This is a genomic window from Wujia sp., assembly GCF_056872695.1.
Window position 1 is genome coordinate 57,601 of record NZ_DBMFCD010000003.1, and the last position, 25,750, is coordinate 83,350.

Sequence of the window (25,750 nt, forward strand, 5' to 3'; positions counted from 1 at the left end):
CATCCATGGCTCAGTGGCGACTTGTTTGAACATCGTGTTCAAACATGGCTTCTTTTTTAACAGAACAATAAGAACTTCTAAGCCTCAAACATATCGTATATCCTCATTCATCAATATGGAGATATATGATTCGACTTATTCTTTACGATTATGTGAGAATTACTCTACTTCGATAATCGCTGCATCTGCCTTACGAACGGACAGCTCGTAATTACGCACCGTTATTTCAACCGGATCTCCAAGTGGAGCTACCTTGCGTACGTAAATCTCGACGCCCTTTGTGATACCCATATCCATAATTCTTCTCTTGATCGGGCCTTCGCCTGCAATCTTCGTTACCTTTACGGTCTCCCCGACTTTTACCTGATTCAATGTCTTCATTGTTTCACTTCCTCTCTTACGAATACGTTCTTCTAGGCTACCTGGATTTTACTTGCCATGTCACGACCAAGAGCCACTCTTGAATCTTTTACCTTCAAAATCATGTTTCCGCCAAGAGATGATACAACGGTTACAACGGTTCCATCCACAAAGCCGAGGTTCTCAAGGAATTTACGAACTTCCTCTTTCCCACCCACTTTCACGATGGTTTTTGGTTCTCCTTCTTCTACCATTGACAGTGGCATAAAAATCACTCCTTTTCTGTAGTATTCATACTTTATTTTAAGTTAGTTTACAACAACTAACTTTCTGTCGTCACAATATTAGCCCAAACTAACTGTTTTGTCAACAACAAATATAATAGTTTTTTATATTTATTTTTCTTATTCACCATGCATTTTTTCAAAGCGTTTGCAAAGCCGTAAAAATTATGTTAGTATGCAAACATAACGATGTTAAAATCATTATTTGTAAAGGGGATTATTTTATGAAGATACAGGAATCAGCGGAAGATTACCTGGAGGCGATTTTATATCTTGGTAAATCTCGCGAGCACGTCCGTTCTATTGATGTTGTACACCATCTCGGATTATCAAAGCCAAGTGTCAGCGTGTATCTGAAGAACCTCCGTGAAAATGGATATATCAATATGGACGATAAAGGTTACTTATCGCTCACAATCGAAGGCATGAAAATCGCCTCGAAGATTTATGAGCGGCACGAAACACTGGCACATCTGTTTATGGCATTGGGTGTTAATGATGAAGTTGCATATAAGGATGCCTGCCGGATTGAGCATGACCTAAGCGATGAGACATTTCAGGCACTAAAGAATCATTACATCAATCATATGAGTCAGGCATAAACAGCCCATATCTCATAAGATAAGGATATTTCCGGATAATCATTTATTACATACCAAAAGCACGATTTGAACCATGTCAAACCGTGCCTTTTTTGTATGATTAAACTCCATCCAACTAAGCTTTCCCGACTTCCAATTGCCGTGCAACCTTCCGCTTACACAAGAAGAACGCCGGAATCAGGAATGCATCCGCAAGCAGCCATGCGAGCGGGCTGGAATAACAGGCTCCGATATAGCCAAACGCCGGCACGAGCAGCATACCCGCGATACCGCGCGCGATCATTTCCATCACACCTGCGATAATGGCGAGTGACGAAAATCCCATACCCTGAATCGTGAATCGAACCGTATTGACCAGGGTAAGCAGACAGTAAAATGCGGATACAATGATCAAAAACTGTGTTGAATTCTGCATGATAACCGGATCCTTCTCATCTAAGAACAGCATTGTAAGCTGCCCGCCGAACAGCTTCACAACGACCACCATCAGTCCGGACACGATAAATCCAATGATACATGCGGCACGCAGGCCTTTCCCTACACGATCCAGTTTTCTTGCTCCGATGTTCTGTCCGGCATACGGTGCCATCGTCTGACCGAGCGCATCAAACGGGCACGCAAGAAATATATTGATCTTCGAGCCGGCTGTCATAGATGCAACATAGATGGAACCAAGTCCATTGACCGCGGTCTGCAGAATCACCGATCCGATTCCCGTGATGGAATACTGCAGTCCCATCGGAATTCCAACACCCGTCAGTTTTCCTGCCAGATGTCTCTCCAGCTTCCAGTCTCCCTTCTCCATCGCGAGAATATCGAATTTCTTCTTAATGTATATAATACTGATCACACCTGATACGCCCTGGGAAACAACAGTTGCAAGTGCAGCACCCTCGACACCCATCCTGAACACTATAATGAGCAGCAGATCCAGACCGATATTGATGGCAGAAGAAATCGCAAGGAAGATAATTGGCGATTTGCTGTCTCCCAGCGCACGCAGGATAGCTGCCGTCATATTGTACAGAATCGTACACGGAATTCCCGCAAAGATTATAAATATGTAAATATATGCGTATTCAAAAATATTCTCCGGTGTGTTCATCAACGTTAAAACCGGGCGGCAGAACACAAGCATCAAAGTTGTAATTACAACACTGAAAAATGTGCACAGCCACACAGAATTTGTAACCATCTTACGAAGCAGCGGAAAATCCTTGGCTCCAAAACTCTGTGAGATTGGAACCGAAAATCCACTGCAAAGTCCCATACAAAATCCAATGACAATAAAATTCAGACTGCCTGTAGAGCCAACGCCTGCAAATGGATCCACACCCAGATATTTTCCGACAATCATCGTATCAACCAGACTGTAAAACTGCTGGAACAGTAACCCCAGAAACATCGGGAATGCAAATCCGAGAATCAGTTTCATCGGCGATCCTACGGTCAGATCCTTCGCCGGGCTCGATGATTTCTTTAATTTCTTTCTCTCTTCTGTCATCTTCCAGATTCCTCCTATAATATTAATATCTCTCAAATCTTACACACAGCAAAAAGAAATCGCCATAAGCAAATACAGGCGTTGCTCACAGCGATTTCCATCATTTTCCTATTATAAGAGAGCTATTTCTATCCGGTTACCGATTAATCCAGATGCTCTTTGATTGCAGCAAGCAGCTCATCGTAAGTCTCATATGCTGCAAGCTCCGGATTATCCTTCTTAATCTGATCCGTACTCTTAAACAGGAAGCCTGCCTTACTTGCCTTGATCATACCAAGGTCATTATAACTATCTCCACTGGCGATGGTTTCAAATCCGATTGACTGCAATGCCTTAACCGTTGTCAGCTTCGACTGCTCACAACGCATCTTAAATCCTGTGATTTCCCCGCTTTCTGCAACCTCCAGAGAATTACAGAAGATGGTTGGCCAGCCAAGCTTCTTCATCAGCGGTGTTGCAAACTGCGCAAATGTATCACTGATAATGATTACCTGTGTCAGACTACGGAGTTCATCCAAGAATTCCTTCGCGCCCGGAATCGGATCAATCTTCGCGATTGTCTCCTGAATCTCCTTCAGTCCAAGTCCATGCTCCTTCAGGATGCCAAGTCTCCATGTCATCAGCTTATCATAGTCCGGTTCGTCCCTCGTTGTTTTTTTGAGTTCAGGGATTCCGCTCGCCTCTGAGAATGCGATCCAGATCTCCGGTACCAATACGCCTTCCAAGTCCAAACATACAATATTCATTGCCATAATTCTATCCTCCGTTTTTTATTTTTATCATCATGTTAACCTGATGTAAAATTTTTATTGAATTACTATAAATGGATGCATCGTTTCATCCAATTTCTTCAAATATTCCAGCACCATTTCCTCTGACGTGGCAACACATCCAAGCGTTGCGCGATCCCCGATATGAAAAAATATCGCAGATCCCCTGCCAGCCTCAACCGGGTTCATATTGTACCCAATCACGAATCCATATTTGTACGCATCCGGATACTCGATCATATGCTCCGCACTCTTCCATGCCTTCTCGCCGGCAAGTTCTATGCGTTGATTATATAATTCACTCTCCACATCGTCAACCCAATATGTATTTTCCGTGATCTGAAATGTCGTAAGCCCCGTCTCCGGTTTATCTTCGATATAAAATGCCTCTTCGATTGGGAATACGCCCGCGGGTGTCATCCGGCTTCCCTCGTAGGATTCCCGGCTCACACCATTTTCGCCGACGTAGCCTTCTGTTGCCAGCCCTGCATCTGTCCACAAACCATTTTCACCACAGACATACATCGATATTGACGCTTTCTCCTGATCCGCATCCACCACGATTAACTGCCTGCACGAAACATCCGCAAGCTGGGAATAGTTCACCAGACTGCGTCCTAAAATCTCTGTCAGTGCCTCCGGCTGTCTGTCATCCGATACACACGCATCTGCCGGTGTCGTCGCAGCATCGGTCTGTGTCTGGATTTCTTGTGTATTTTCCGCCGCATCCATCGCAGTGGCTTCTTCCGTCACAGCCTCCGTCGTCCTCTCGGTTTGTCTTTTCTTCTGCTGGCTGTGCATGACATTCGTCAGCACAATTCCGGCTACTGTACCAATCAGCAGTCCCATCAACATACAAAAAAGCAATCGCAAATTCTTCATCGCTACCCCCCTGTGCCGCTACCTTTAATTCAATGTAATCTCAATATAAGGATTCAGGCTGCCATCCAACATTGAAAGCAATGTTGCCATATCGTCCACATCTATATCGATACATCCGGCTGTCTCGCTGATCTCCTCATAGCTGTAATTTCCGCATATCGTAATAACAGAGCCTTTGCCCGGTGTCACACCTTCCGGCGAGCTTCCATCTCCGTTATGCTCAATAAAAATGATTGCCTTGAGCTTACCGGATACAATGTTATTTCCGATGCGGTCCACACTCACGTCCCCTGCCTGGGAGGTGTCAACAAGTGTATTGTAAAGTTCTGATTCAGCATCGTCCACGATTCCCAGTGTACTGCTTGCAAGCTTAAAATCCATACCATTGTCTGGATTCACATTTGCCATCACGAATCCAAGCTTGAAGGTTCCCATCGGAGTTACGCCTTTTCCTTCTCCATAATCTGAGCCGATGCCGTTTTTTCCTAATTTACATCCGCATGAAAACTTCTCTGTCCAGTCTCCATTCTCCCAGTTATAGACTGTCAGCGTTCCGCTTGTGCTTCCGGCATGCGCAGTTACCGTTACCTTCTGCGAATACTCATACGGACATTCCGCTTCTTCCGTTGTTGCCTCGGTTGTGGCTTCCGTCGTTGTTATCTCCGTTGTGGTTTCACTTGCCGCTTCCGTTGTTGTGACCGGTTCCGTCGTCGCCTCCGGTTCATTCGAAGGGCGTATCAATATAACATATACAGCGACAGCTGCGCCTATGATCAATACAAGCAGAATCGGAAGCAGGAAATGTAATGCCAGCGATTCTTTCTGCTTTTTCTGTCTCTGCTTTGTGTCTTTTTCTTTCTTCGGCTGCAGATGCATCTCTTCCTGCGGCCGTGTCCGGTAGGAATCTGTCTCCTGCGGATGCCGGTTATTTACAAGCTCCGTCGACTGCTGTGCGTGCGGTACCGGTTGGGTATACGGCTGCTCATACGACTGCGGATTCGGCTGCTGTGCGTGCGATACCGGTTGGGTATACGGCTGCTCATACGACTGCGGATTCGGCTGCTGTGCGTGCGATACCGGCTGGGTATACGGCTGCTCGTACGACTGCGGATTCGGCTGCTCATAGACCGCCTGTGGAGCCGCTGCCACCGTATCCTGCATCAGATCTGCAAGTGTCTGCAACTCCTCTGCGAACTCCAACGCCGTTGTGTACCTTCTGGCCGGATCCGGCTCACATGCTTTGCGAAGAATCTCATCAAGCACACCACTCACGCCCTGCCTCGGAATCAACGATTTCATCATCATGCCAAGTGCATACACATCCGTCCCTGCCTGATACGTGCCACCCTGCTCAAGCTCTGGTGCAACCGCTACCGGAATTGTACCTTCCGGATACTGCCGCACCGGCTCCATACCAATCAGCTGATACGTGCCGGGGGCTGTGATCAGAATATTTCCCGGTTTTACATTTCCATGTACACTTCCCTGCTGATGGATTGCCGCTAATGCATCTGCAATCTGCGCACCCATGCGTACCAGATCCACTTCACGCATCGGCATCTGCACAATATATTGTTCCAAAGTCATTGGATAATTCATTCGTACGTCCTCCGTTCGATTCTGCTGCAAACAAAACTATGCTTAGTTTACCACCATTTCCATGCATTGACTAGCTATTTCTTCTATTTGCTTTCCTTCCAAAATGTGGTATGCTAGAGATACTAGTATACACGGATTCATATGCCACTCAGGCTGTCACAATCATGAGGATAAACTATGCGAAAGATAATTGTTTTTTTAATAATTTTGACATTTGTCGGCATCGCCGGTCTGATCACAATGAATATCCTGAAAAAAGAAGATAATGAAAATCCGGCGACGACGGAAGGAACCGTCCAGCCAATCGACCTTTCGGGGCTTGATTCCTACCAGCCTGCCGGCAGCATGGCAACGGTAACGGATGCCGGCGCAGTTGACGCATCCGCTTCGCAGTCATTTACTATCAGCATGAATTTCGTCGGCGATATCATGCTCGCGGGTAACGACACAGCTACGAGCAGCATCGACGCCATGGCGAACAGCCAGCCGAGCACGTATTTCTTTGAAAATGTGCGGGATTATTTCTTAAATGATGATATCACGATTGCGAATTGTGAAAATGTTTTCTCCGACAATGACAATCTGGTGAAAACGGATAAGGGCGAAGCCGCAGCACTCGAACAATACAATAATGCGGTTGCGGAATATAACTCTGCAGTTGCACTTGCGCAACAATCCGGAACGACTGTCAGCATGGAGAAGCCGGAATATACCTTCCGTGCATTCTGGTTCCGCTCCCACGCTGCAACCGCCAAGCTTCTGCCGGAAAATGGCGTCGATGTTGTCTCGATTGACAACAACCACACCTATGATTTCGGAACCGACGGCAACATGGATACGCGCGCTGCCTTAGATGTTGCGGGTGTTGACTGGGGCAAAGACGGAAAGATTGTCTACAAGGAAATCAACGGATTTACAATTGCATTTGTGTTCGGAAGCATGTACTCTGCCGGAGCCGAACAGGCAATGTTAGTCGATTTGGAAGAAGCAAATGCGAACAGTGATTATCAGATTGTATATTTCCACGGTGGCGAAGAGAAGGTTCACGCCTACGAGGACTGGAAGCAGGCGTCCTGCCATAACTTAGTTGACCACGGTGCTGATCTCGTCATCGGCTCGCACCCACATGTGTTACAGCCGATGGAGACTTACAACGATGCGAACATCGTATATTCGCTCGGGAATTTTATCTTCGGCGGAAATAATTATCCAGAAAACCGGACTTTGATCTATAACCAGACTCTGACTGTCACGCAGGATGCCACGACCGGTGCATTCTCCGTAACAAACACAGATGTAACTTTAATTCCATGTTATGTCTACACCGGGGAATCCAACAACTACCAGCCTGCCGTCATCGAGAATGAAACAGACAAGCAGCTTGTAATCGACTTTATGCAAGGAAAGCGGGAACTGCCTTATTAGGCATCCCGCTTTTTTCTTCGATACTTTTTTCTTTTTTTGCGCACGGTCTTGCCGCGTTTTGCCGCCTGTGCCCTGCGAAATTCCTGAATTTCTGCAAGCATCGCGTCATAGTCCCGCTCAAAGAGCGCATCACTGATTTCCTTATGAACTACCTCGACCGGCAGCCGGTCCACGATGACTGTCCGCACGAAATCCTTGCTCTTCTGCTTATACATCGGCAGTCCGTATTTCTCCTGAATATGGGCAAGCTCCGGGCGCCACAGCACACGGATCGTCCGAAGAAGCTGTGCATGCGGATTGTCCTGCATCTCGCGCACGATATAGAAATCCACATGGTCTTCTTCCTGTTCTACTGACACGATACCCCAATATCCCGGCACATGCTCTGCAACATGGCTTGCATGTGTGCTTCCGACAACCACGATATTCGCATCGAAATACAGATCGTAGTCTGCAACCTGCCGCTCTAACCGCGTATATGTATCCGCATCACTTTTTATCTCGATTCCAACAATCTTTTCGGGAATCACCATCACGACATCCGCCCGCGAACGCCCGACGGTTTTCTCCTCTAAGATGCGCACCTTGCCGTACCGTTCTTCGAGGAATTCAAACAATGGCTCCCGTATATCTTTATCTAGTAACATTGTATGTTCCATCCTGTTTTTCTAGCACATTCTGAACACCATTTTAACAAGATATCACATCAAAAACAAGAGTCCGAGGAACATCCCTGCGCCGATTACATTTGCCTTCGCAGGAAGCTTCGTCGGCAATGTGACGACAGCTAACGGAAGCAGATTGAAGATACATGCCCATCTTGGCATGCCTGTCTTACCTGTTACTACAACAATCAAAAATGCAACTGCAAACACGATCATCGCGAGATATCCAATATACATTGTGTAGACGGTACATTTGAAGAAATCCCACACGCTGTCAAGCGCGTCCTTCGTCAAGCCCTGCCGCACGAAAAACCATTCGCAGGCACAGCAGATGATATGGTGCAATGGCAGTGAAATAAACATCACGAGCGCAGATGCATACATAATCCGGTAATATACGATCGAATAGTCGCGCACATAATTGCAAAGCTGCATATATCCAAACAATTCCAGTGTCATAGCTGCAACGCCCAAGATCATCGCAGTCGTCAGATTCCTGAGTGGCATCCCCCGAAACGAAACACTCGACTTCTCATAATCTTTGAAATCCGTCAGATTCACCTTGCCGTTTGGCGCATAGGTGAGCAGACAGTCCGATGCTCCACAGAAAATATGTCCGATCAATCCCAACAATAACATGAATTTCATTTGTTCTTCCCTCCCACAGTGCGTTAGTTAGTCTTTTCTAACCATCCTCATTCTACCACAGGGACAGGGGAGAAAACAAGAGGGATTACCAATGCAATCCCTCTTTCAGCAATCAATCTTTACTTCTCAGTGCTTCTTCACGCCTTTTTAATTTATTTATTTTCTTCCTTCTTCAACCAGACGGTTGACTTCTCCAGATCATATGCCCTCGTATAACCGTCATCATCATATAACTGATAGGTGCTATTCTCATATCCTATCATCTGCAGGCTGTCCATATCAATCTCATCCACGCACTCTGCAGCATCCACAAGCGGAATACACTTGCCTTGACGGATAAATAAGATAACCTCATTCAACGGAATCTCGACAAAATGATGTCCCTTCGGCATTTCCGTCTGTTCGATTTTTCCGTCCGGGCAAAAACGGACAAGCATCATCGCTTCCGGCAGGTACACATATCTGCCGATTGCATTCTGCGTATACACAGGTGCGATCATGATTTCATTTCCGAGCATCAACTGATCTTCCACATTTACAGCCATCCGATCTTCCGGGTACTCAAATGCAAGTGGCTTGAACATCATGTCATCGGTCAGTGCAGCCTTCATATATTCGCTGTAAATATACGGAATCAACCGATACCGCACACCGATTATATGCCGGAAATCCTCTATGTGTTCAAACTGGTAACATTCCTGTTCTCTAGTCTTCTCACAGGCATGATCCCGCATAAGCGGCGTAAATACACCGAGTGCCAACCAGCGGAGCAGCAGATCCCGTGTCGTGTTACAGCCAAAACCACCCAGATCGGCACCGGTATATAAGAACCCACACATATTCAAGGATGGCAGCATCTTCAGATTCAGCAGAATATGTGACCACCATGATTTATTATCACCGGTCCAGATTCCACCATAGCGATGCATTCCAATGTAGGATGAACGTGAGAACAACAGGCAACGCTTATCCGGCGAAATCTCACGGAGCCCTTCACCCGCTGCACGCGTCATGTTATATCCGAACAGATTGTGCACCTGATCATGCCGCACCATCTTGCCATCTACATTGTGATACATAGATGCATAATCTTCCGCGTTGTTCGCAAGACCGGTCACCTGCGCCCCGATTGCCCATACGTCCTGCACGGTTTCCTCTTTGTCTATGAACGCTTTCATCGCTTCCTTTACATCTTTTACACCCTCCGGTGTAAAAAATATCGCCGGTTCATTCATATCGTTCCAAAATCCCTCTATGCCGGCATCGGTCAGGCGCTTATATTTCTCTCCAAACCATTTTCTGGCATCCGGATTTAATACATCCGGAAAATGTGTATATCCCGGCCAGACAGCGGCTACAAAATCACTTCCATCCTGTCTCTTACAGAAATAATTCTTCTCGACTCCTTCCTCGTATACATCATATCCTTCTTCGATTTTTACACCTGCATCAATAATTGGTACAAGCCGGATATGATCCTTCTTCAGGTTCTCTACATACTGCGGGAAATCACGGAACGCATCATTTACCGTAAAATCTTTATAGTTATCCATATAGTCAATATCCATATAAACCATATCTATCGGAATATGATTTTCCCTGTATTTTTCTGCCACCGTAACAAAATCCTCCGGCGTTTTATATCCCCAGCGGCTCTGCCCGAATCCAAACGCAAATTTCGGTGCAATATAGCTTCTGCCAATCATCTTCCGAAACTGCTTTGTAATATCGTATGGATTTTCGCCTGTAATAACATACAGATCAAGATCTGCCCTGTCACAGAAGATATGAAGCTCGTCCGATCTTGTGTAACCGACATCAAAGGTAAGTGTTGACGGATAATCAAAGTAAAGTCCAAACGTCTGCTCCCCTGACACGATAATAAAATTATGCGCAGCATACAGCGAATATACATCTTCATGATGATGGGGATTATCTGAATTGTTGCTGATATACTGGTAGCCGCGTTTGTTGATGCCACGGTTTGCTTCACCGAGTCCATATACGACATCCTCATCACGAAGCTTATAAGTGAAAGAAAATCCTTCCTGTAAATGAATGACGCCAAACTCCGGCATTCCTTCCGATGCTGCAAATTGCTCTGTCACTGACTCTGTTGGAAACGGGGTTCCATAGGTATATTTTTTAATCATTTCGCATTCTCCTTCCGATTGTTTTGTCTTACGTTTTGTTAATATCATTATATTGTCAAGCAAGCTAATATTCTTGCATTATCTTCGTTATTTTATGACACAATATTGACTTTTCTTAAAAAATAGCATATTTTAACTATAAGAACCTATGCAGGCACAGGTCTGGTGCGAATCTACTTTCAAAAAAGGAACGATTATACGATATGAACCAGGACATTTCTCTAAAAGAAAATATTCATTACGGAACAAAAGAACATCCTATTTCCAGATTACATTTTGATACAGGGGCCGGTACACCCTATCCGGAATATTTCTTTGTTGCGCGCCACTGGCACCACTATATGGAAATTCTCTATATTGAGAAGGGGAGCTTTGAATTTGAAATCAATCTGCAGAGCTTTACCTTATCACAAGGAGATATCTGTATCCTGAATCCCGGTGACCTGCATCAGATCAAGGGGAATTCCTCTGATACCAAGCACAACGTGATCTTATTCGATCCGTGTATTCTGGATTTTTCCTATGAAGATGAAATGCAGGAAAAATGTATCAGACCACTGATAAACCAACTGGCTCTATTGCCAAATATCTACCATTGCGGTTCATCCATCCATGCCGCCCTTTCACCTAAAATCAAGGCTCTTATGGATACTGCCGCAGAAATGGATTCCGGCTGGTATATGACAAGCAAACTACTGATTCTCGATATTATATCATCCATTTATACAGCCAATCTCATGCAATCAGTCCAAAATGCACACGCACAGACAAACCAAAAGAAAATACAGAACTATAAATCTGTCATCTCTTATATGGAGCATAATTATAACCAGCCGGTCACTTTGCAGGACCTGGCGGATACCATCCCGTGCAACAGCCAGTATCTCTGCCGTTTTTTCAAGGATATTGCGGGTGTTTCTCCGATTCAGTATCTGCTTAATTACCGCATTCAAAAGGCATGTATTCTGCTTGAAACGACAAACAATCCAGTGCTTGATATCGCACTGGATTGCGGATTTGAAAATGTCAGTTATTTTATTCGCAAATTCAAAGAAATTATGTGTTGTACGCCCAAAGTCTATCGGAACAAACATACGCAAAGGTAATACAGGCGAATTATTCTCCGTACTGTCATCCGATCTTTTATTATTCCCAGGATGGCAGGCAATTTCCATCATAAACACAGGTTGTTTCTTTGCCTTCTATCATCGTTACCATATACCCATCCTTTGCGAAATTCAAAGCGACCATCTTCCCTTTATCTGTATGAAAGATCTGAATAATCACATCTGTCGGTTTTGAATCCTCCCCAAAATAATTACTTGGTTTCACTCCTCCGCCGGTAACTTTACCGCTTCCAAATGTGTAGCGGGGATTTGCATTTTTGTCTGCACTGTCCAGATACTTTAACACCTGCCCGGCAATCCTGCGGCTGGATGTTCCCGCTTCCACCATATCGTTCGGATCTTTCTGCAGTGCTCCAAGGGCACCGTTCGATATTCTTCCCAGATTTTTCACGGTCCTTCCACCTATGGACGAAGTAAACTTACAGGAAGTCTTAAAGCTTTCCGGATGCAATCCATAACATTCTGTCAAAGCTGCCTGTGAAGCAACCCAGACATCCCGAGCTTCATTTATAATCATCTGTTTTTTTGTCTTATCGATATACCCAAGCAATGTCGGAACCAGAAACGCCGCAAGGATTGCAAGAATCACAAGCACAACAGCCAGTTCCACTAATGTAAAGCCACGATTTTTTTTCATTAATTTCTATATTTATCCTTTATAATGTAATATATCCACATACAACTATATTATATTTCGGGAATTTTCTTCAGATACTTAATAGTTTTGTGTTCTAATTTCCCGCCTTAAGCATCAGAGCGAACACGCCCTGTGCACTGTGTTTATTCAGTGCAGAATCTTCGGCCATGATTTTCTGAGCGCCACATAGGAGATCAGAAAGTTTGCAAGCCAGCCGGCCGGTACGGCAAGCCAGACAAATGCAATTCCAAACCTCGGTGCACAAATCAGAGCAACCGCCAGACGGATTGCCAGATTTACCATATTGGCAACCAGAAACGGCCGCATGATTCCAAGTCCCCGAAGGACTCCATCTGTCGCCATCTTGATACCCATGAAGATAAAGAAATACCCAAGCCATCTCATATAATCCCCGGATACCTGATATGCAAAAGCAGTTCCGTCTTTCCCAAGGAACAACGAAGAAATCTGCGTATGCAGTGTTTCAATGACGACAAAAGCAAGGATTGCAAAACACGCATCTAACACCAACGCAGCATGATAGCCCTTCTTGATACGCTGTGGTTTCTTCGCACCAAGATTCTGGGAAACGTATGGGGACACCGCATTGCCAATAGATACAAATATCAGTGAAAAAACATTTTCTACCCTCATCGTCGCAGCATAACCGGCAAGTGCCTGCGTACCGAACGGATTCACAACTGCCTGTACAATCATCATACCGATCGACACGGTGGACTGCTGGAGAACTGATGGGACAGCAATCTTGAGCATGGAATACAGCTCCTGCCGTTCAAACCAGCGAAAAGGACTCTGATACTGCCGCATCCGATAAATAAAAATCAGGAAGGACAGCACTGCGGAGATTCCTTGTGCAATAAGAGTCGCAAGGGCTGCACCGAACACGCCCAGCCCCAGGCCGGCCACCATCCAGAGATCCATAAGAATATTCAATACCGACGATACGATCAGAAGCACCAACGGAATCTTCGACTCTCCGATGGAAGTAAACATGGTTGATAGAATGTTATACATAAACAGAAACGGAAATCCCATAAAATAGACCCGCAGATACAGCACCGCATCATCCAGTATATCCGCAGGTGTGTGTAATAACCGCATCATCAAATCGGAAAAGCAAAATCCAAGGACGCTCAGAAGTATGCTCAAGCTTAGAAAACTAATCAACGATGTTGATACAATTGTTTTCATTTTTCCATAATTTCGGGCACCAAAATAACGGCTTACAAGCACACCGGCACCTACACCGGCGCCCAATGCCACACAAATAAAAACATTGGTAAGCGCTGCACAGGCGCCAACAGCCGCAAGCGCCGAGGAACCAACATACTGACCGACGATTATGGAATCAGCCATATTATATACCTGCTGGAAGAAGCTGCCGAGAATCATAGGCATTGCAAATACGGTCAACGCTTTCAGAGGCGCATCTGTGATTAAATATTCATCTTTTGACATTATAGTTCCCTCCTGAACTTTCCCGGTCTGTTCATAATGTCTTTTTTAATCTTTCCAGATCATCCGCATCCGGGTGGGATAAGGCGCGGTCAAAATTCTCAATCAGCATATCCAGATTCGCCGGATGTTCCGGATTCTCTTTCATTTTGATATAACGGTCGCGCACAGACTGCGGCATCTTTCCCTGACACATATACGCTCCGATAACCTCATTGCTGGAATCAATAGATTGTCTGACCTGCTCAAGAATTTTGTTAAAATATGTGTCGCTTCCACCGAAGCCGGCTGTTCCAAACAAAAAAATCTTCTTATTTTTTAATTTCGATAACAATTCTGATGTCTTATTATCTGCGTTTCCTTTGTCCGTCCAAAAACCGATATACAGCAAATCAGATTCCGGTACCTGTAATTCATTCCCGCCAAAATAATCACACATATCCTGAGGCAGCGTTTCATGGATTATGTCTGCCAGTTTCTTTGTATTACCGGTTACGCTGCTGAAAATTATTGAATAATTATTTGTTGTCATCCTTCATTATCTCCCTTCATTTCCTGCTAACTTCTATTGGAGTAACATAATAATAGCATATCCAGTCCAAATAAGTCGTGATAATATTTTCTTGCACGCTCTATGTCTTTCACGACAATGAGTATATTTCTTAATTTCATATTTGCTTCTCCTTATAATGCAGGAACTTCTATTCCGCATTTCTCCTCAGATCAGATCCAACATATTATCCAGATAAATCGCTTCCCTCACATGAATCTGATACTCCGGCTTCGTCATGTAATAAAGCAGGAATTCCAACACCAACGCACTTCCCAGTCCGCGTCCTTCAATCTTGAAATTGGAAAATCCCATCGGCAGATAGACGTCTTTTATCGCATCAACTCCAATAAATCCCGGATTCGACATTGCCTTTGAAAACCGGTATCCCTGTTCCGACTCTGGTGCCGTGCATCTATGATCCGGTGCTTTTATGCCAAGTGCTTTCCGGCTCACATCCTCATAACATACTTTCCGTTCTTTGCACCCAAACCAACAACATTCATTGCACAAAAACTCAACCTTCGCCTTTTGCTCATCCGTCAACGTATGCAGATCTTCAAAACGTTTATTCAACCGAAAATCCGGCACTACATACTGAAACTCATCCCGCTTTAACTCATCCCGGAACTGTTCAAACTCCGTCAGAACCTTTGTGGTCGATGAGACAAGATACAAGCCCGGATACTGCCTCTTCAGATACGCCAGTAATAAATCCGAATGCACAATCACTCCATTTTGCACTGTTCCACCTTTTTCAAATAACGTGCAAAGTGTGTTGCATTTTTTGTCGGATAAATGCTCTTCCTGCAATAACGAATTACTGAATGTCAGCCTCGCCGAAATACCATATTCCTGCATCAGATGCAACACTTCCTGCGCACTGTGATCTCCGTCTCCGATCCGTCCGCCACCCCAGATACAATCTGCCGGTGCCCCATAGATGGAGCCAATCTCACACCAATCATAAAAGTATTCCCGATGCTCACGGAATAACGGCAGAAATAATTCATATAACTCATAGAATTCAAATAACCCCGGAAGGTGGTAATATGCCGTTTTCTGTGTTTTTTGCTTCATTTATCGTTTCCTATCCCTTCATACCCTAACCTCTGGTACAAATTTCTTGCTCTTGTATTTCGCACATTTGTATCCAGCTCAACTACAACAATAACTACGCAAAAATCGAAACAGCTCTACATTTGTCTTACCATTTACACCCTCTGCCTGAAAATATTCCGGCAGGGCAATCGCCGTAGAGCTTTCCCCGCAAATATCTATACCATATACAGGTGCCCGCTCCAGAAAATATTGAAGCATATGTTCAAGCATCCCCAGCGTCAGTTCGCCTTGATTCCAATTTGTTTCACTGTATTGTTCAGAAAGCACATCCTTGTCGATTGAAATGTACAACGGTACACCGCCGTGAATCCGTTTTAACCGTTCCACACCTTCTCCTTTACGGATTTCCTCTGCGGAAAAAGTTATGAGTTTATCCAGATGCTTCGTACGAATTTGTTTTATATCGTCTTCCGCCGGCCCGATCAAAATAAATTGTTGCAATGCCGGATTCTGATCAAGAACCATTCCCGCCCAATCGCCACAGCTCATCATTCCTTCCATTAACGGTTGCTGCATATCTGTGTGATGATCGAAAACAATCAAAGAAAATGGGCTGTGAATCTGATCTGTAAATATCTTTGTAACATAATGATAATTGCCAGAATCCACAAAATGGATTCCATGTACTCCATACGGCTCTATTCTCCTGCGGATCTCCCGCTCTGCCTGTGGCGAACAATACAGGTCGCTGCCTTCAATATCCGAGCAGTCAATCCACGAAAATTGCTCTCGATCTGCACAGATTTCATCATCGTATACGTGTGTAAAATCCAGAATCAAATGATATGGTTTCATCTGTAATTCCCCCTTACTATACACCCCGAAATTTTCAGACGGAACTAACAAACGCATTTACTATTTTCCTGCTGTTTTCATCTACTGTATAGGAAAATTCGGGATGCCATTGTACGCCCACTATAAACTTATTCGATGGCATATAGATACTTTCAATCAACCCATCTTCCGAAAATGCCATCGCCTGAAAATCGAGTGCCAGTTCTCTGATTGCTTGATGGTGATAACTGTTTACTCCTATTTGTTCCTTACCTAAAATGTTATAGAGCAATGTATCCTTTTGCAGTGTAACCTGATGTGCCACCCTGTCGTATGGCGGTTTCATATGATGGTCAATACAACTGGTATGCTCTGTTGCCAAATCCTGATACAAAGTCCCACCATAGCAGGCATTCATAAACTGGATCCCTCGACATATACCCAAAACAGATTTATCCCTCTCTACGGCTCCTGTTAAGATATATTGTTCCATTTCATCCCGTAGTTCGCAACAGGAACCACACCACGATTTCTTTTTTTCATGATACACAGACGGGGACACATCATGTCCACCAGTAAACAAAAATCCACCACATATTTCGAGAAAATAATCAAGTTCCTTCTCATTTGCTGTAAGAGGGAGCATCATAGGAATCGCATTTTCCGCCTCTAGCATTTTCATATATCCGGGCAGCATCCAGTAGCTTTCTTTTTCATCATCATAAAGTGGCATAATACCAATCACTTTTCGCATTGTCGATTTCATTTCTCATTCCTCCAAATGCTGATTTTTGCTTTACCCTAGCTATATTTATTGTATTTTTCTTATCTAATCATCTGTGTACCAAACCTCAAGTCACGCCTATTAGAAATAATAAACTTTTACTCTTGAGGATATGGTTCGATTCCCAAAGAATACTTCACCTCGTCACACAATTCTTCATAGGACAAATCAAATGGAAATGGCTCTGCATCCTCCATAATATTGTTCATTAGCTCATCCAGATCCCCACATTCTATTACAATAAAGGGCTTTTGTCTAAAAAGGACTTCATCCACTCTGAAAAATAATCCTTTATATGTAAATACTGATCGTACAGAATGATGCGTTTCTTCAAAATCGTCTGAATAGTTTGTTGTTTTAACCTCATAGGGTAAACGGATTTCGTATTTTGAAGCGCCTAATCGAAACATAATTTGCTCTATCATATCTTTAACCGCTTCAAAATCAACTCTTGTTACATTTTCATACCACCACATCTTTGTCCCCTCTGCTATTTCCAATGTTACTCTCTAGCCTTTTATTATATGCAGTCAATATTCTTCCTGAATGATCCTCTGTATGTTCAAATAAAAGCCATTGTTCACATTCCTCTTCATAATGCGGATAAGCATTGGAAATATAGCATTCTATTCTCACGCCGTTATCCATTTCAACGAACAAATCATTGGATTTACTAATGGATATGCTTGTCACTTTTCCACCAATTATCTGATTCCGAAACTTATCTGTATTGAACCATTCATCATTATGTTTGCTCTCTTCTTGATCCCAAGAATTGTAATCCATCGTTGTTATTATCAAGTCATCATTAAGAAAAATTCTAGTCAATCCCAATCCATGCAATACGAGATTATCGCTGAAACAGAAATCCAGCATTTCACATATGCAGTTAAGCCCTTCAAGCCGTTTTCCAACCCAAAGATTAATAAAATCATTTATCGTTTTATCCATGATAATCCTTTCCTTATGAGTGGTCTCACCTAACACTCATATATTTTTCTGTACTTTCACTGACAATGGTTAGAATCACGAAAGTTTATATTGCATAAAATTTTTATTCGGAACAAATCCAAAGTTCGAATATAACTTAACGCCCATATCTGACGCTGTGATCTGCACTGTTCCACAGCCATATTCTTTTGCATCATGAACAACGCGTGTTAACAGCTCTTTTGCGATACCTTTTCTTCTGTAGTCCGGATCAGTAAACATGCTGGATAGTAACCCTATCTTTCCACTTGGGCAGCCAAAATATGGCGGTTTCTCTACAAAAGACATACCACTCGTTCCAATAATCTTATCCCCGTCAAAAGCAAGCCATGACACAAAAGTCCCATCTCCCATATGGCGTATATAATACTGCTTTAATGCAGGTACCAAATCCATATCCTCCTTAGCACCTTCTTCTCTCAGTTGCTTTATCCGCATATCAATAAACGTATTCAGTTCTTTCTCTGTCAGTCTTCTATACTCTATTTTCATGGTATCCTCCCCTTGATTTTACTTATAATTTTCTCGTAATCCTTGGCAGCTAATCCACCCCATGCTTTATCTTCGCCTCAATCTCTTTCAGCTCAGTTATTCTATCTATCCTGATAATTGTCTTTATGTTATTATCGAAGCCATTAAACAGGCAAATCAATTCATATCCAATTTCCCGAAGTTCTTTGGCAACGATATTTGCTTCCAGTATATCGTAGTTTATTTCAGATGTAATCTCTTTTCCAGACAAAGAATAATTCATAACTTCACGTCGATATTCAGAATTTACCCTCTCCGCGTTCAATTGTTTTCCTGAACCAATACTCAACAAAATTCTATTAATTCCTTTTACAAAGCTATCTATTCCGATGGTATTGTCCAATAAAAAAGCAAAACCATTTTTCTCCAATTCTCTTATCCAACAGTCATAGAAAGTATTGAAATGTTCCTCATCTTTACGGTCAAGCAGCACATGATACTCCGGCAGAGTATTTATATCATATCGCCTGTCCGTAATTATCTCATTGAATGATTCGTAAAGTTTTGCATCTATAGTCCCTTCCTCAAAGACTAAATCATAACCATCATATTCACATGAAATGCTGAATAACTCCGGTTTCATCTGTTTTTTACTTTTTATAAAATCTATAAAATGTCTCACTTTTATGCCCCTTATTGAGTTTCAAACAACAAAATGCCTGTTATATATGTAAAGCAGGACAGTTGACTTTCTATCAGCTATCCTGCCTTTATTTACCTCATAACGTTTTACACTTTTTCGTTTTCCCGTGCTTCCAACACTTCCGTGGTAATTGCATCTACATCATATTCTGGCGCATGCTCCTTCACGATATCATAGATTGGCTGGATATCTTCGACAGATTCTTCAAGTTCATCTGCAATCTGTTCAAGCGACTTATTCTTCTGAAGTTTTTTGATAATTGAATTCACAAGACGACGATACCCTTCTGCGCGACCTTCTGCAATTCCAGATGTATGCCCTTCTGCGATTCCAGATGCACGTCCTTCTGCAATCCCAGATGAATACCCTTCCGCACGTCCTTCTTCCACACCATCGTTAAACCATTCCCGTTTTGCATTCTCCATCTGCTTTTCGTATGTCAGATCAAACATCATAATTTTCTGCACATCCTCTCCGCGTTCCAGCAAAAACTCCTTTAGGATATCTTCTGCAATGCAACGGTTCACCGCATCTCTAATTGCAGTTTCATAATCCTTCTCGCCCTTTTTTGCCTTTGCAAGATTCTCATTTACATATCCAACAAATATCATATACTCCCGCAGCGTCTGACTCCGCTTCTTCAGATCCTCATTATTTCCCGGATTGATGTTATACACGGTACACATCAGCTCTAACTGCGGCTCGTCCGACTGGTTTTCATATGCATCGGACAATTTCAGCACTTCACGCTCTGGTCTGTTTTTGTCTCCATTATAGAACACTGCGAATTTCGGTGTCGGTATCTTCACCAGCTTATGACTAAGCAGATATCTATTTTCGACCAGCTTCTTGATGATTGTCACAAAATAAATCAGTTCACGAAGCGGCATGTTCGGGTTATACGTCGACTGATGCTCGTAGATATTCAGAACCGAATCCATACTCACCACAAACGATGCATCATTGTGCACCGTAAGTGATACACCACTTTCCAGCGTATGAATCTCGATGATCTCCGGATCGGTATACGCCGTCCCAGCCATCGCATTGTAGACATCCAACGCTCTCGCCCTGTCCTCCAACAACATACTAAACACGTCACTTTTGTACTCTCTGTTTGCCATATTTCGTCCTCCTTTGGCTTTCGCAGGAGAAATCCATCGGCAAACATAATCTTAAACTATCTTCCTTGAATACTCCTGCATCTTAAATTAAATGAATTGAATTTAAAAGCATGAATGTTCAAGAATAAATAATTTGACTATTCGTAGAAAGTAACTATCTAGCAGCTACTATATGAAACTTATGCTTTGGTAGTAGACTAGCATAATCGAACTGAACATGTCAAGGACTTTTTCAAGAACGCTTGACAGCGTTTTGTATTTATTTCGGGGATTAATATATTTTCCAAATATTGTTGGATACACCAGAAATTGCCAGTTAATCACTTGGTATCTAACAATGCTATCGGATGCCGGATAACCGTTTTCCATTTTTCAGGAGCAACTTTTCTTGCATCTGAAAGATAAATTTCATGATGCAATCTATCTTTTGACAGATCATTTTCATATCCATTTTCCTGTAAATATGTATCCATGATTTCAACAGTCGCCGGTTCATCATCAAATGCTCCGAAATGCATAATCTGAACGCATAAGCCTTCTTCTATCGTGATAAACTCTGCCGACGAGCAATCCAGTTTCTTCTTTTTTGTAGCGGTTTCTACCGCCCAGTCAAAATCCTTCTTCGTAATAAAATCTGGAAGTCTTATCACGGAAATCCAATTAAATGCATCCTTGTTCGAGTAATCAATCCCATCAACATCATCCTGCCACCAAAAGCCTTCGAGCGGCGGCACAACATATTCGAAGAATCCTTCTATTTTGTAATCCGTCTTGTAACTCATCTTAAGTGTATATGCAACTGCATATAAAACGCCAATCGCCTGCTGATACGCACCATCCTTTTCATTCGGATTGCCTTTTCCTCTTACTGCGATATAGTTTGCCTTTGGAACATTCACTATCTCCGGCTTGTTCTTCGGCATATAAATTTCCTTGTATTCCTTCTTAAAATCAAACGCCATATTTTCTCCCTTTTACCGCCTTTCGCTTCAACACCTCATACACGCCAAGAAATATACACCCGACAGCATAACACAGGATATCTTTCCAATCAAATACGGAACCCACCAGAATGCTTAAGAAACGATTATTCTGCCAGCCTAATGCTTCCACAATATGGAACATCTGCAAAAACTCTACCAGTGCCGCAAACATAAATACGTAAAGCGGTAACAGTTTGCATCGCTCCGGTACAAATATTCTTATAAACGTATATATCACAACCACAACCAGCACGTCGCCAATATATGGTCTTACAAATGCATCATGCACATATATCGCAATCAACACTTCGATCAACAGCAAAACCACAGTTGCGATTGCATATCCGATTCGCTTCATGTTCTTCTCCATTCACATATAAGGTCTCGTAAGCCTTCCACACTCTTCTTCCATATAATTTTCTCCCCATATGCCAAGAAACTCCTATATCTTTCCGCTATTATTTATTTTGCAGTGGCTATTTTTTCAAACTGCGGTCGAACCTTGCGGAATACTTCCATCAGTCTGGGAGAAAATACACCACATTCCCCATTAACAATCATGCGAAATGCTTCCTCGGGAGAAAAGGCGTCCTTATAGCAGCGCTCGTTTACCAACGCATCATATACATCTGCTACGGACACAAGCTGTGCGGAGAGCGGAATGGCATCCCCCTCCAGGCCATCCGGATATCCCTTGCCGTCAAAGCGTTCGTGATGATGACGGCATATCTCACTACTGACCTTTTCATACTTCGGATCGAGTACATTTTTCATAGACTCTAACAGTTCACAACCCCTGGTTGTATGAGACTTCATATACTCGAACTCATCCTTTGTCAGTCGTCCCGGCTTTAATAAAATACTGTCAGGAATTGTAATCTTACCAATATCATGAAGAGCGCTTGCGGATACGATTACGTCAATCTTGTCCTGTGTCAAATCATATTCCGGATACTCCACCATAAAACTCTCTGCAAGAATACGTGTATATTCTCCTACACGCTTGACATGTTCTCCGCTCTCCAGATTACGATATTCTACCACCGTACCCAGAATTTCAATGATATCCTGATTACGACGTTTCAACTGTTCTGCCTGACTCTTCAATGTTCTATAGGCCTTGCGCAGTACATTGGTCTGTTCTTCTACTTTCGCTTCCAGTTCGTTACGATTCGCGTAATGCTCCGCCGCATTCTGAACTCTTTTTCTTACCAAGCGCGCATTAAAGGGTTTCCCGATAAAATCCGCAATACCAAGTTCAAAACAGCGCTGTTCATTCTGTGTGCTGTTCTCTCCGCTGATAATCAATACCGGAATTTTCTCAATCATATTTCTGGCATTCAGTTCTTTCAGCACCTCAAAGCCATCCATCACCGGCATAATCAGATCCAGCAAGATTGCCGAAATCTCATATTTCTCAGCATCCAGTATTTCCAAAGCTGCTTTACCGTCTTCCGCTTCCAATATGTCGTAGGTATCCTTTAATATTTCCTTCAGAATATCCCTGTTCATTATTGCATCATCCACAATGAGAATCTTGTTCTTCATTTATTTTTCCTCCATCGCATTCCGAAATACAGAAATGGTGCCATCTTTTTTCTTCAGTGTAACGTTCTGAATGGTTTTTGAATTCCATTTGAAACCATTGATATTTACCAGTACTCCCTGATAAAGGATGCCCCGGATCACGATTTTCACCTGATCAACGCTGTCTCTTTCCTTCTGCAGTTCTTCCTTCCTCTTATTGAGTTTATCAATTTCAAGATCCTTGGTATAGATGGAATCCTCTATTTTCAGATAGATTGGATTACTGTTACGTACTTCCGGCGCATATTTTCTCCTGAAATCTCCATAGGCATTTTTTAAAAGGACTAACTCCCTCTGGGCAGAACAAAGCTTTTCTTCCAGCATATTTATTTCCGCAAGGAACAATTCATCTCCTCCTACGGAGATATCGGTCCTGATACCGGCTGCATTTCCGATGTTACAAGCACTGATACCTTGTGCGGCATAGGCACTTCCACCTGCCAGACTTCCGTTTCTACCGGCAATTTCAATTCTGCCGCCTGACCAAAGTACACTGTTCAGGCAGTAGTTGGCATGGATGTTTTTCCCTGCCTTGACATCGGACCGTTCGAAGAATCTGCCCATGATGCTTCCCTTAGCCTCCAGTCTTCCTCTGCCGTCACCGTTGTTGCCCCTACGCAGAATGATATCTCCCCCGGCCTCCAGCACAGCTCCTTCTACAAAACCATCCACCAGAATATCCTTCTCCGCGTGGATGACCGCACCATCACCTACCTCGCCTCTGACATAGACCGAACCGTTGAATTCTACCTTACCGGTAGCCTGTGTCACACTGTCCTGTACCAGGATATTCGTGATCTCCAGTCCGCCTCCCTTGTATTCAATCTTACCGTCCATAGATGCGATGTAAGTCTTCTTGTCCGGCTCCAGCGTTACACCCTTGCGGGGCAGATGCGGCAATTCTCTTCCCTTCTTCGCAGGGACTTCATCTCCTAAGATATTAAGCCCCGGATTCCCTGGTTCCGGTTCATGGTATTTCGCTACCACATCCCCCTTTCGCACCAGTTCAAACCATTTGATATTCTGATAGTCTACCGAACCATCTTCCAACAGCTTCGGCTCCTTTTTTATATTTATATCGAAAAAGAACTCATACCATCCATCCGCACCGGGCTGTGGGTTCCTGCCGGCAGCCAGAATGATCATATTACTGTCTGCCCCCTGATTCTCCAACCGTTCCAGCATCATGGTATCAATCCCTGTCTTCACGCCTTTTTCTTTCAGGGACTGTAACAGTCTGTCCTTGCTGATTCGAATGCCCTTTTTAGCCACCAGAATAAAAGCTTTCATTTTATCTGCACTAACCAACAGAGAAAAGTCTTTGTAACTCTCTTCATTCTCTGTCTTTTCCGGATGCTTCCGCTCTTCTAACAGCTTTTTACGTTTCTCTTCCATGCCCCTGGCAGTGTTCATCAGGCTGGAATACAATTCCACTGGCAGATCATCCAGCATTCCCAGACGAATTTCCCGCATCTGCTGCCAGGAATATAACGGATTCGAATATTTCGATACATCGACTCCTTCTTCCATTCCCAAGCGTATCTCACGCATCTGCTGCCAATTCAAATGTTCATCTTCATATAACGATACGTCCAGTCCCTTTTCCAACCCTAAAGCGATTTCCCTGATGGACGGCCCCCTGTGATAGATCTTCACGTGGGATTGAATATCGATTCCTTTCTCCATGGCAATGCGGATCTGCCGAAGCTGTTCCTCCTCATAGCCTTCTCTGATATACATACGGATATCGACCTTGTCCATTATGGCCTTCCGCAGTTCCTTCAGCAGACCGGCAGGGATCGTTTTGGCAAATGACAGGTCGATTCCCTTCATCAACCCCTTACGGATTTGATGCATGACCTCAAAAGAGAGCTTGGGATCTGCGTATTTTTTCACATCCAGATGGCTTTCCAGCCCCTTACGGATTTCCTTCATCTGGAACCAGTCATATGCTTTATCCGCATAAACTGACACATCCACGTTTGCTTCCAGTCCCAGACGGATCTCACGCATCTGAATTGCCAGGAATTCCGGGTTCCGGTAATAGGAGACATCCAGACCTTTCTCCTGCCCCTCTTCTATCTCCTGCAATTGATCTGTGGAATATTGTGTTTTATCCAATATTTCATCTTCCATATAATCCTTATCCTCTCATATGTCTGTTCCTGTCTCTGGTACTATTCTTCCATAGTTCGGATTGCATCTACGGTATTGTGATACTCCTGCTGCACTTTCTCGTAAGCTTCTTCATATCCGTCGAACGCTCTTCCCCGGAGTTTCTCCGTTAGGCATGCACTGACTTCGTAAAGTCTGTCTAATCCCAGATTCAGACAGATTCCTTTTAATGTGTGAGCCGCGCGGAAAGCTTCCTCTGCATTCTGTTCTTCCACTGCCTTTACCAGATTCCCATAGCAGGGATCATCAGGGAATTTCAGGGCGAATCGCTTTACCATTGCTTCACTGCCCATTCTGCCCAATACTCCTTCGAAATCGGAGCCCATACTCTCATAGCATTCTTGTACTGTCATCT

The 25,750-nt window shown here is 43.6% G+C and carries 28 protein-coding genes and 1 pseudogene; 3 read left to right on the top strand and 26 right to left on the bottom strand.

Annotated features, from left to right (window positions below; genetic code table 11):
- Positions 1 to 159 precede the first annotated feature (159 nt).
- Both ACZQK9_RS04320 and ACZQK9_RS04325 read right to left on the bottom strand, forming a co-directional pair.
- Positions 160 to 381 carry a FeoA family protein gene (locus ACZQK9_RS04320; RefSeq protein ID WP_021986248.1) on the bottom strand — a complete coding sequence of 74 codons (222 nt, stop codon included), beginning with the start codon at positions 379 to 381 and terminating at the stop codon, positions 160 to 162.
- A 32-nt stretch (positions 382 to 413) separates the two neighbouring features.
- Positions 414 to 626, bottom strand: coding sequence for a FeoA family protein (locus ACZQK9_RS04325; protein WP_021986249.1), 213 nt, complete (start codon positions 624 to 626; stop codon positions 414 to 416).
- 242 nt (positions 627 to 868) lie between these two features.
- Between ACZQK9_RS04325 and ACZQK9_RS04330 the strand changes: the two genes are divergently transcribed.
- Positions 869 to 1,246 carry a metal-dependent transcriptional regulator gene (locus tag ACZQK9_RS04330; RefSeq protein WP_483269743.1) on the top strand — a complete coding sequence of 126 codons (378 nt, stop codon included), beginning with the start codon at positions 869 to 871 and terminating at the stop codon, positions 1,244 to 1,246.
- 115 nt (positions 1,247 to 1,361) lie between these two features.
- Here the strand turns inward: ACZQK9_RS04330 and ACZQK9_RS04335 are convergent, their stop codons facing one another.
- The 4 genes from ACZQK9_RS04335 to ACZQK9_RS04350 all read right to left on the bottom strand — a co-directional run bounded on the left by ACZQK9_RS04335 (position 1,362) and on the right by ACZQK9_RS04350 (position 6,001).
- Positions 1,362 to 2,750 carry an MATE family efflux transporter gene (locus ACZQK9_RS04335; RefSeq protein WP_483269744.1) on the bottom strand — a complete coding sequence of 463 codons (1,389 nt, stop codon included), beginning with the start codon at positions 2,748 to 2,750 and terminating at the stop codon, positions 1,362 to 1,364.
- A 143-nt stretch (positions 2,751 to 2,893) separates the two neighbouring features.
- Positions 2,894 to 3,496, bottom strand: a complete 603-nt coding sequence (gene thrH, locus ACZQK9_RS04340) for a bifunctional phosphoserine phosphatase/homoserine phosphotransferase ThrH (protein ID WP_177981444.1) — start codon at positions 3,494 to 3,496, stop codon at positions 2,894 to 2,896.
- A 60-nt stretch (positions 3,497 to 3,556) separates the two neighbouring features.
- The gene (locus ACZQK9_RS04345) at positions 3,557 to 4,402 is read right to left on the bottom strand and encodes a L,D-transpeptidase family protein (protein ID WP_483269745.1); all 846 of its coding nucleotides are present in this window, start codon (positions 4,400 to 4,402) and stop codon (positions 3,557 to 3,559) included.
- Between the two features lie 24 nt (positions 4,403 to 4,426).
- A complete protein-coding gene (locus ACZQK9_RS04350; RefSeq protein ID WP_483269746.1) occupies positions 4,427 to 6,001 on the bottom strand; it encodes a protein kinase domain-containing protein in 1,575 nt (524 codons plus the stop codon).
- A gap of 177 nt (positions 6,002 to 6,178) precedes the next feature.
- Here ACZQK9_RS04350 and ACZQK9_RS04355 point away from each other — a divergent pair, with 177 nt between their 5' ends.
- Entirely contained in the window at positions 6,179 to 7,426 is a 1,248-nt protein-coding gene (locus ACZQK9_RS04355) for a CapA family protein (protein WP_483269747.1), read from the top strand.
- Here the strand turns inward: ACZQK9_RS04355 and ACZQK9_RS04360 are convergent.
- From ACZQK9_RS04360 to ACZQK9_RS04370, 3 genes are all read right to left on the bottom strand, one after another.
- Positions 7,423 to 8,073: a sce7726 family protein gene (locus ACZQK9_RS04360; protein WP_483269748.1), complete on the bottom strand. Its 651-nt coding sequence runs from the start codon at positions 8,071 to 8,073 to the stop codon at positions 7,423 to 7,425. The two genes, ACZQK9_RS04355 and ACZQK9_RS04360, sit on opposite strands and share 4 nt — an antisense overlap.
- A 54-nt stretch (positions 8,074 to 8,127) precedes the next feature.
- A complete protein-coding gene (locus tag ACZQK9_RS04365; RefSeq protein WP_483269749.1) occupies positions 8,128 to 8,739 on the bottom strand; it encodes a DUF6796 family protein in 612 nt (203 codons plus the stop codon).
- 152 nt (positions 8,740 to 8,891) lie between these two features.
- On the bottom strand, positions 8,892 to 10,892 hold the full coding sequence (locus ACZQK9_RS04370; protein ID WP_483269750.1) for a glycoside hydrolase family 31 protein: 2,001 nt from the start codon (positions 10,890 to 10,892) through the stop codon (positions 8,892 to 8,894).
- A 203-nt stretch (positions 10,893 to 11,095) separates the two neighbouring features.
- On the opposite strand from ACZQK9_RS04370, the gene ACZQK9_RS04375 reads away from it, so the two are divergent.
- Entirely contained in the window at positions 11,096 to 11,998 is a 903-nt protein-coding gene (locus ACZQK9_RS04375; protein ID WP_483269751.1) for an AraC family transcriptional regulator, read from the top strand.
- Positions 11,999 to 12,038: 40 nt separating this feature from the next.
- Here ACZQK9_RS04375 and ACZQK9_RS04380 read toward each other — a convergent pair whose 3' ends face one another.
- The 17 genes and pseudogenes from ACZQK9_RS04380 to ACZQK9_RS04460 all read right to left on the bottom strand — a co-directional run bounded on the left by ACZQK9_RS04380 (position 12,039) and on the right by ACZQK9_RS04460 (position 25,748).
- Positions 12,039 to 12,656, bottom strand: a complete 618-nt coding sequence (locus ACZQK9_RS04380) for a type II secretion system protein (RefSeq protein WP_483269752.1) — start codon at positions 12,654 to 12,656, stop codon at positions 12,039 to 12,041.
- 147 nt (positions 12,657 to 12,803) lie between these two features.
- Entirely contained in the window at positions 12,804 to 14,135 is a 1,332-nt protein-coding gene (locus ACZQK9_RS04385; protein WP_483269753.1) for an MATE family efflux transporter, read from the bottom strand.
- Between the two features lie 31 nt (positions 14,136 to 14,166).
- The gene (gene bilS, locus ACZQK9_RS04390) at positions 14,167 to 14,664 is read right to left on the bottom strand and encodes a flavodoxin family protein BilS (RefSeq protein ID WP_483269754.1); all 498 of its coding nucleotides are present in this window, start codon (positions 14,662 to 14,664) and stop codon (positions 14,167 to 14,169) included.
- A 50-nt stretch (positions 14,665 to 14,714) separates the two neighbouring features.
- A pseudogene (locus ACZQK9_RS04395) lies at positions 14,715 to 14,804 on the bottom strand (VOC family protein); the annotation flags it as partial.
- Positions 14,805 to 14,850: 46 nt separating this feature from the next.
- Positions 14,851 to 15,762, bottom strand: coding sequence for a hypothetical protein (locus ACZQK9_RS04400; RefSeq protein WP_483269755.1), 912 nt, complete (start codon positions 15,760 to 15,762; stop codon positions 14,851 to 14,853).
- A 78-nt stretch (positions 15,763 to 15,840) separates the two neighbouring features.
- On the bottom strand, positions 15,841 to 16,599 hold the full coding sequence (locus ACZQK9_RS04405) for an arginase family protein (RefSeq protein WP_483269756.1): 759 nt from the start codon (positions 16,597 to 16,599) through the stop codon (positions 15,841 to 15,843).
- Positions 16,600 to 16,633: 34 nt separating this feature from the next.
- On the bottom strand, positions 16,634 to 17,344 hold the full coding sequence (locus tag ACZQK9_RS04410; RefSeq protein WP_483269757.1) for a gamma-glutamyl-gamma-aminobutyrate hydrolase family protein: 711 nt from the start codon (positions 17,342 to 17,344) through the stop codon (positions 16,634 to 16,636).
- A gap of 116 nt (positions 17,345 to 17,460) precedes the next feature.
- On the bottom strand, positions 17,461 to 17,838 hold the full coding sequence (locus ACZQK9_RS04415; protein ID WP_483269758.1) for a hypothetical protein: 378 nt from the start codon (positions 17,836 to 17,838) through the stop codon (positions 17,461 to 17,463).
- Positions 17,825 to 18,313 carry a hypothetical protein gene (locus ACZQK9_RS04420; RefSeq protein WP_118546266.1) on the bottom strand — a complete coding sequence of 163 codons (489 nt, stop codon included), beginning with the start codon at positions 18,311 to 18,313 and terminating at the stop codon, positions 17,825 to 17,827. Before ACZQK9_RS04420 ends, ACZQK9_RS04415 begins: the two co-directional genes overlap by 14 nt.
- Before the next feature lie 75 nt (positions 18,314 to 18,388).
- Positions 18,389 to 18,844 (bottom strand): GNAT family N-acetyltransferase, encoded by a 456-nt coding sequence (locus ACZQK9_RS04425; RefSeq protein ID WP_483269759.1) that lies wholly within the window; start codon positions 18,842 to 18,844, stop codon positions 18,389 to 18,391.
- Between the two features lie 49 nt (positions 18,845 to 18,893).
- Positions 18,894 to 19,505: a hypothetical protein gene (locus ACZQK9_RS04430; protein WP_483269760.1), complete on the bottom strand. Its 612-nt coding sequence runs from the start codon at positions 19,503 to 19,505 to the stop codon at positions 18,894 to 18,896.
- Between the two features lie 107 nt (positions 19,506 to 19,612).
- Positions 19,613 to 20,650, bottom strand: a complete 1,038-nt coding sequence (locus tag ACZQK9_RS04435; RefSeq protein WP_483269761.1) for an RpnC/YadD family protein — start codon at positions 20,648 to 20,650, stop codon at positions 19,613 to 19,615.
- Positions 20,651 to 20,970: 320 nt separating this feature from the next.
- Positions 20,971 to 21,612 carry a GyrI-like domain-containing protein gene (locus tag ACZQK9_RS04440; protein ID WP_483269762.1) on the bottom strand — a complete coding sequence of 214 codons (642 nt, stop codon included), beginning with the start codon at positions 21,610 to 21,612 and terminating at the stop codon, positions 20,971 to 20,973.
- Positions 21,602 to 21,991: a ribosomal maturation YjgA family protein gene (locus tag ACZQK9_RS04445; RefSeq protein ID WP_483269763.1), complete on the bottom strand. Its 390-nt coding sequence runs from the start codon at positions 21,989 to 21,991 to the stop codon at positions 21,602 to 21,604. The genes ACZQK9_RS04440 and ACZQK9_RS04445 overlap by 11 nt, the downstream gene beginning before the upstream one ends.
- Before the next feature lie 104 nt (positions 21,992 to 22,095).
- Positions 22,096 to 23,181: an HD domain-containing phosphohydrolase gene (locus ACZQK9_RS04450; protein WP_483269764.1), complete on the bottom strand. Its 1,086-nt coding sequence runs from the start codon at positions 23,179 to 23,181 to the stop codon at positions 22,096 to 22,098.
- On the bottom strand, positions 23,182 to 25,356 hold the full coding sequence (locus ACZQK9_RS04455; RefSeq protein ID WP_483269765.1) for a flagellar assembly protein A: 2,175 nt from the start codon (positions 25,354 to 25,356) through the stop codon (positions 23,182 to 23,184).
- Positions 25,357 to 25,397: 41 nt separating this feature from the next.
- Positions 25,398 to 25,748 (bottom strand): Hpt domain-containing protein, encoded by a 351-nt coding sequence (locus ACZQK9_RS04460; protein WP_483269766.1) that lies wholly within the window; start codon positions 25,746 to 25,748, stop codon positions 25,398 to 25,400.
- Positions 25,749 to 25,750 lie beyond the last annotated feature (2 nt).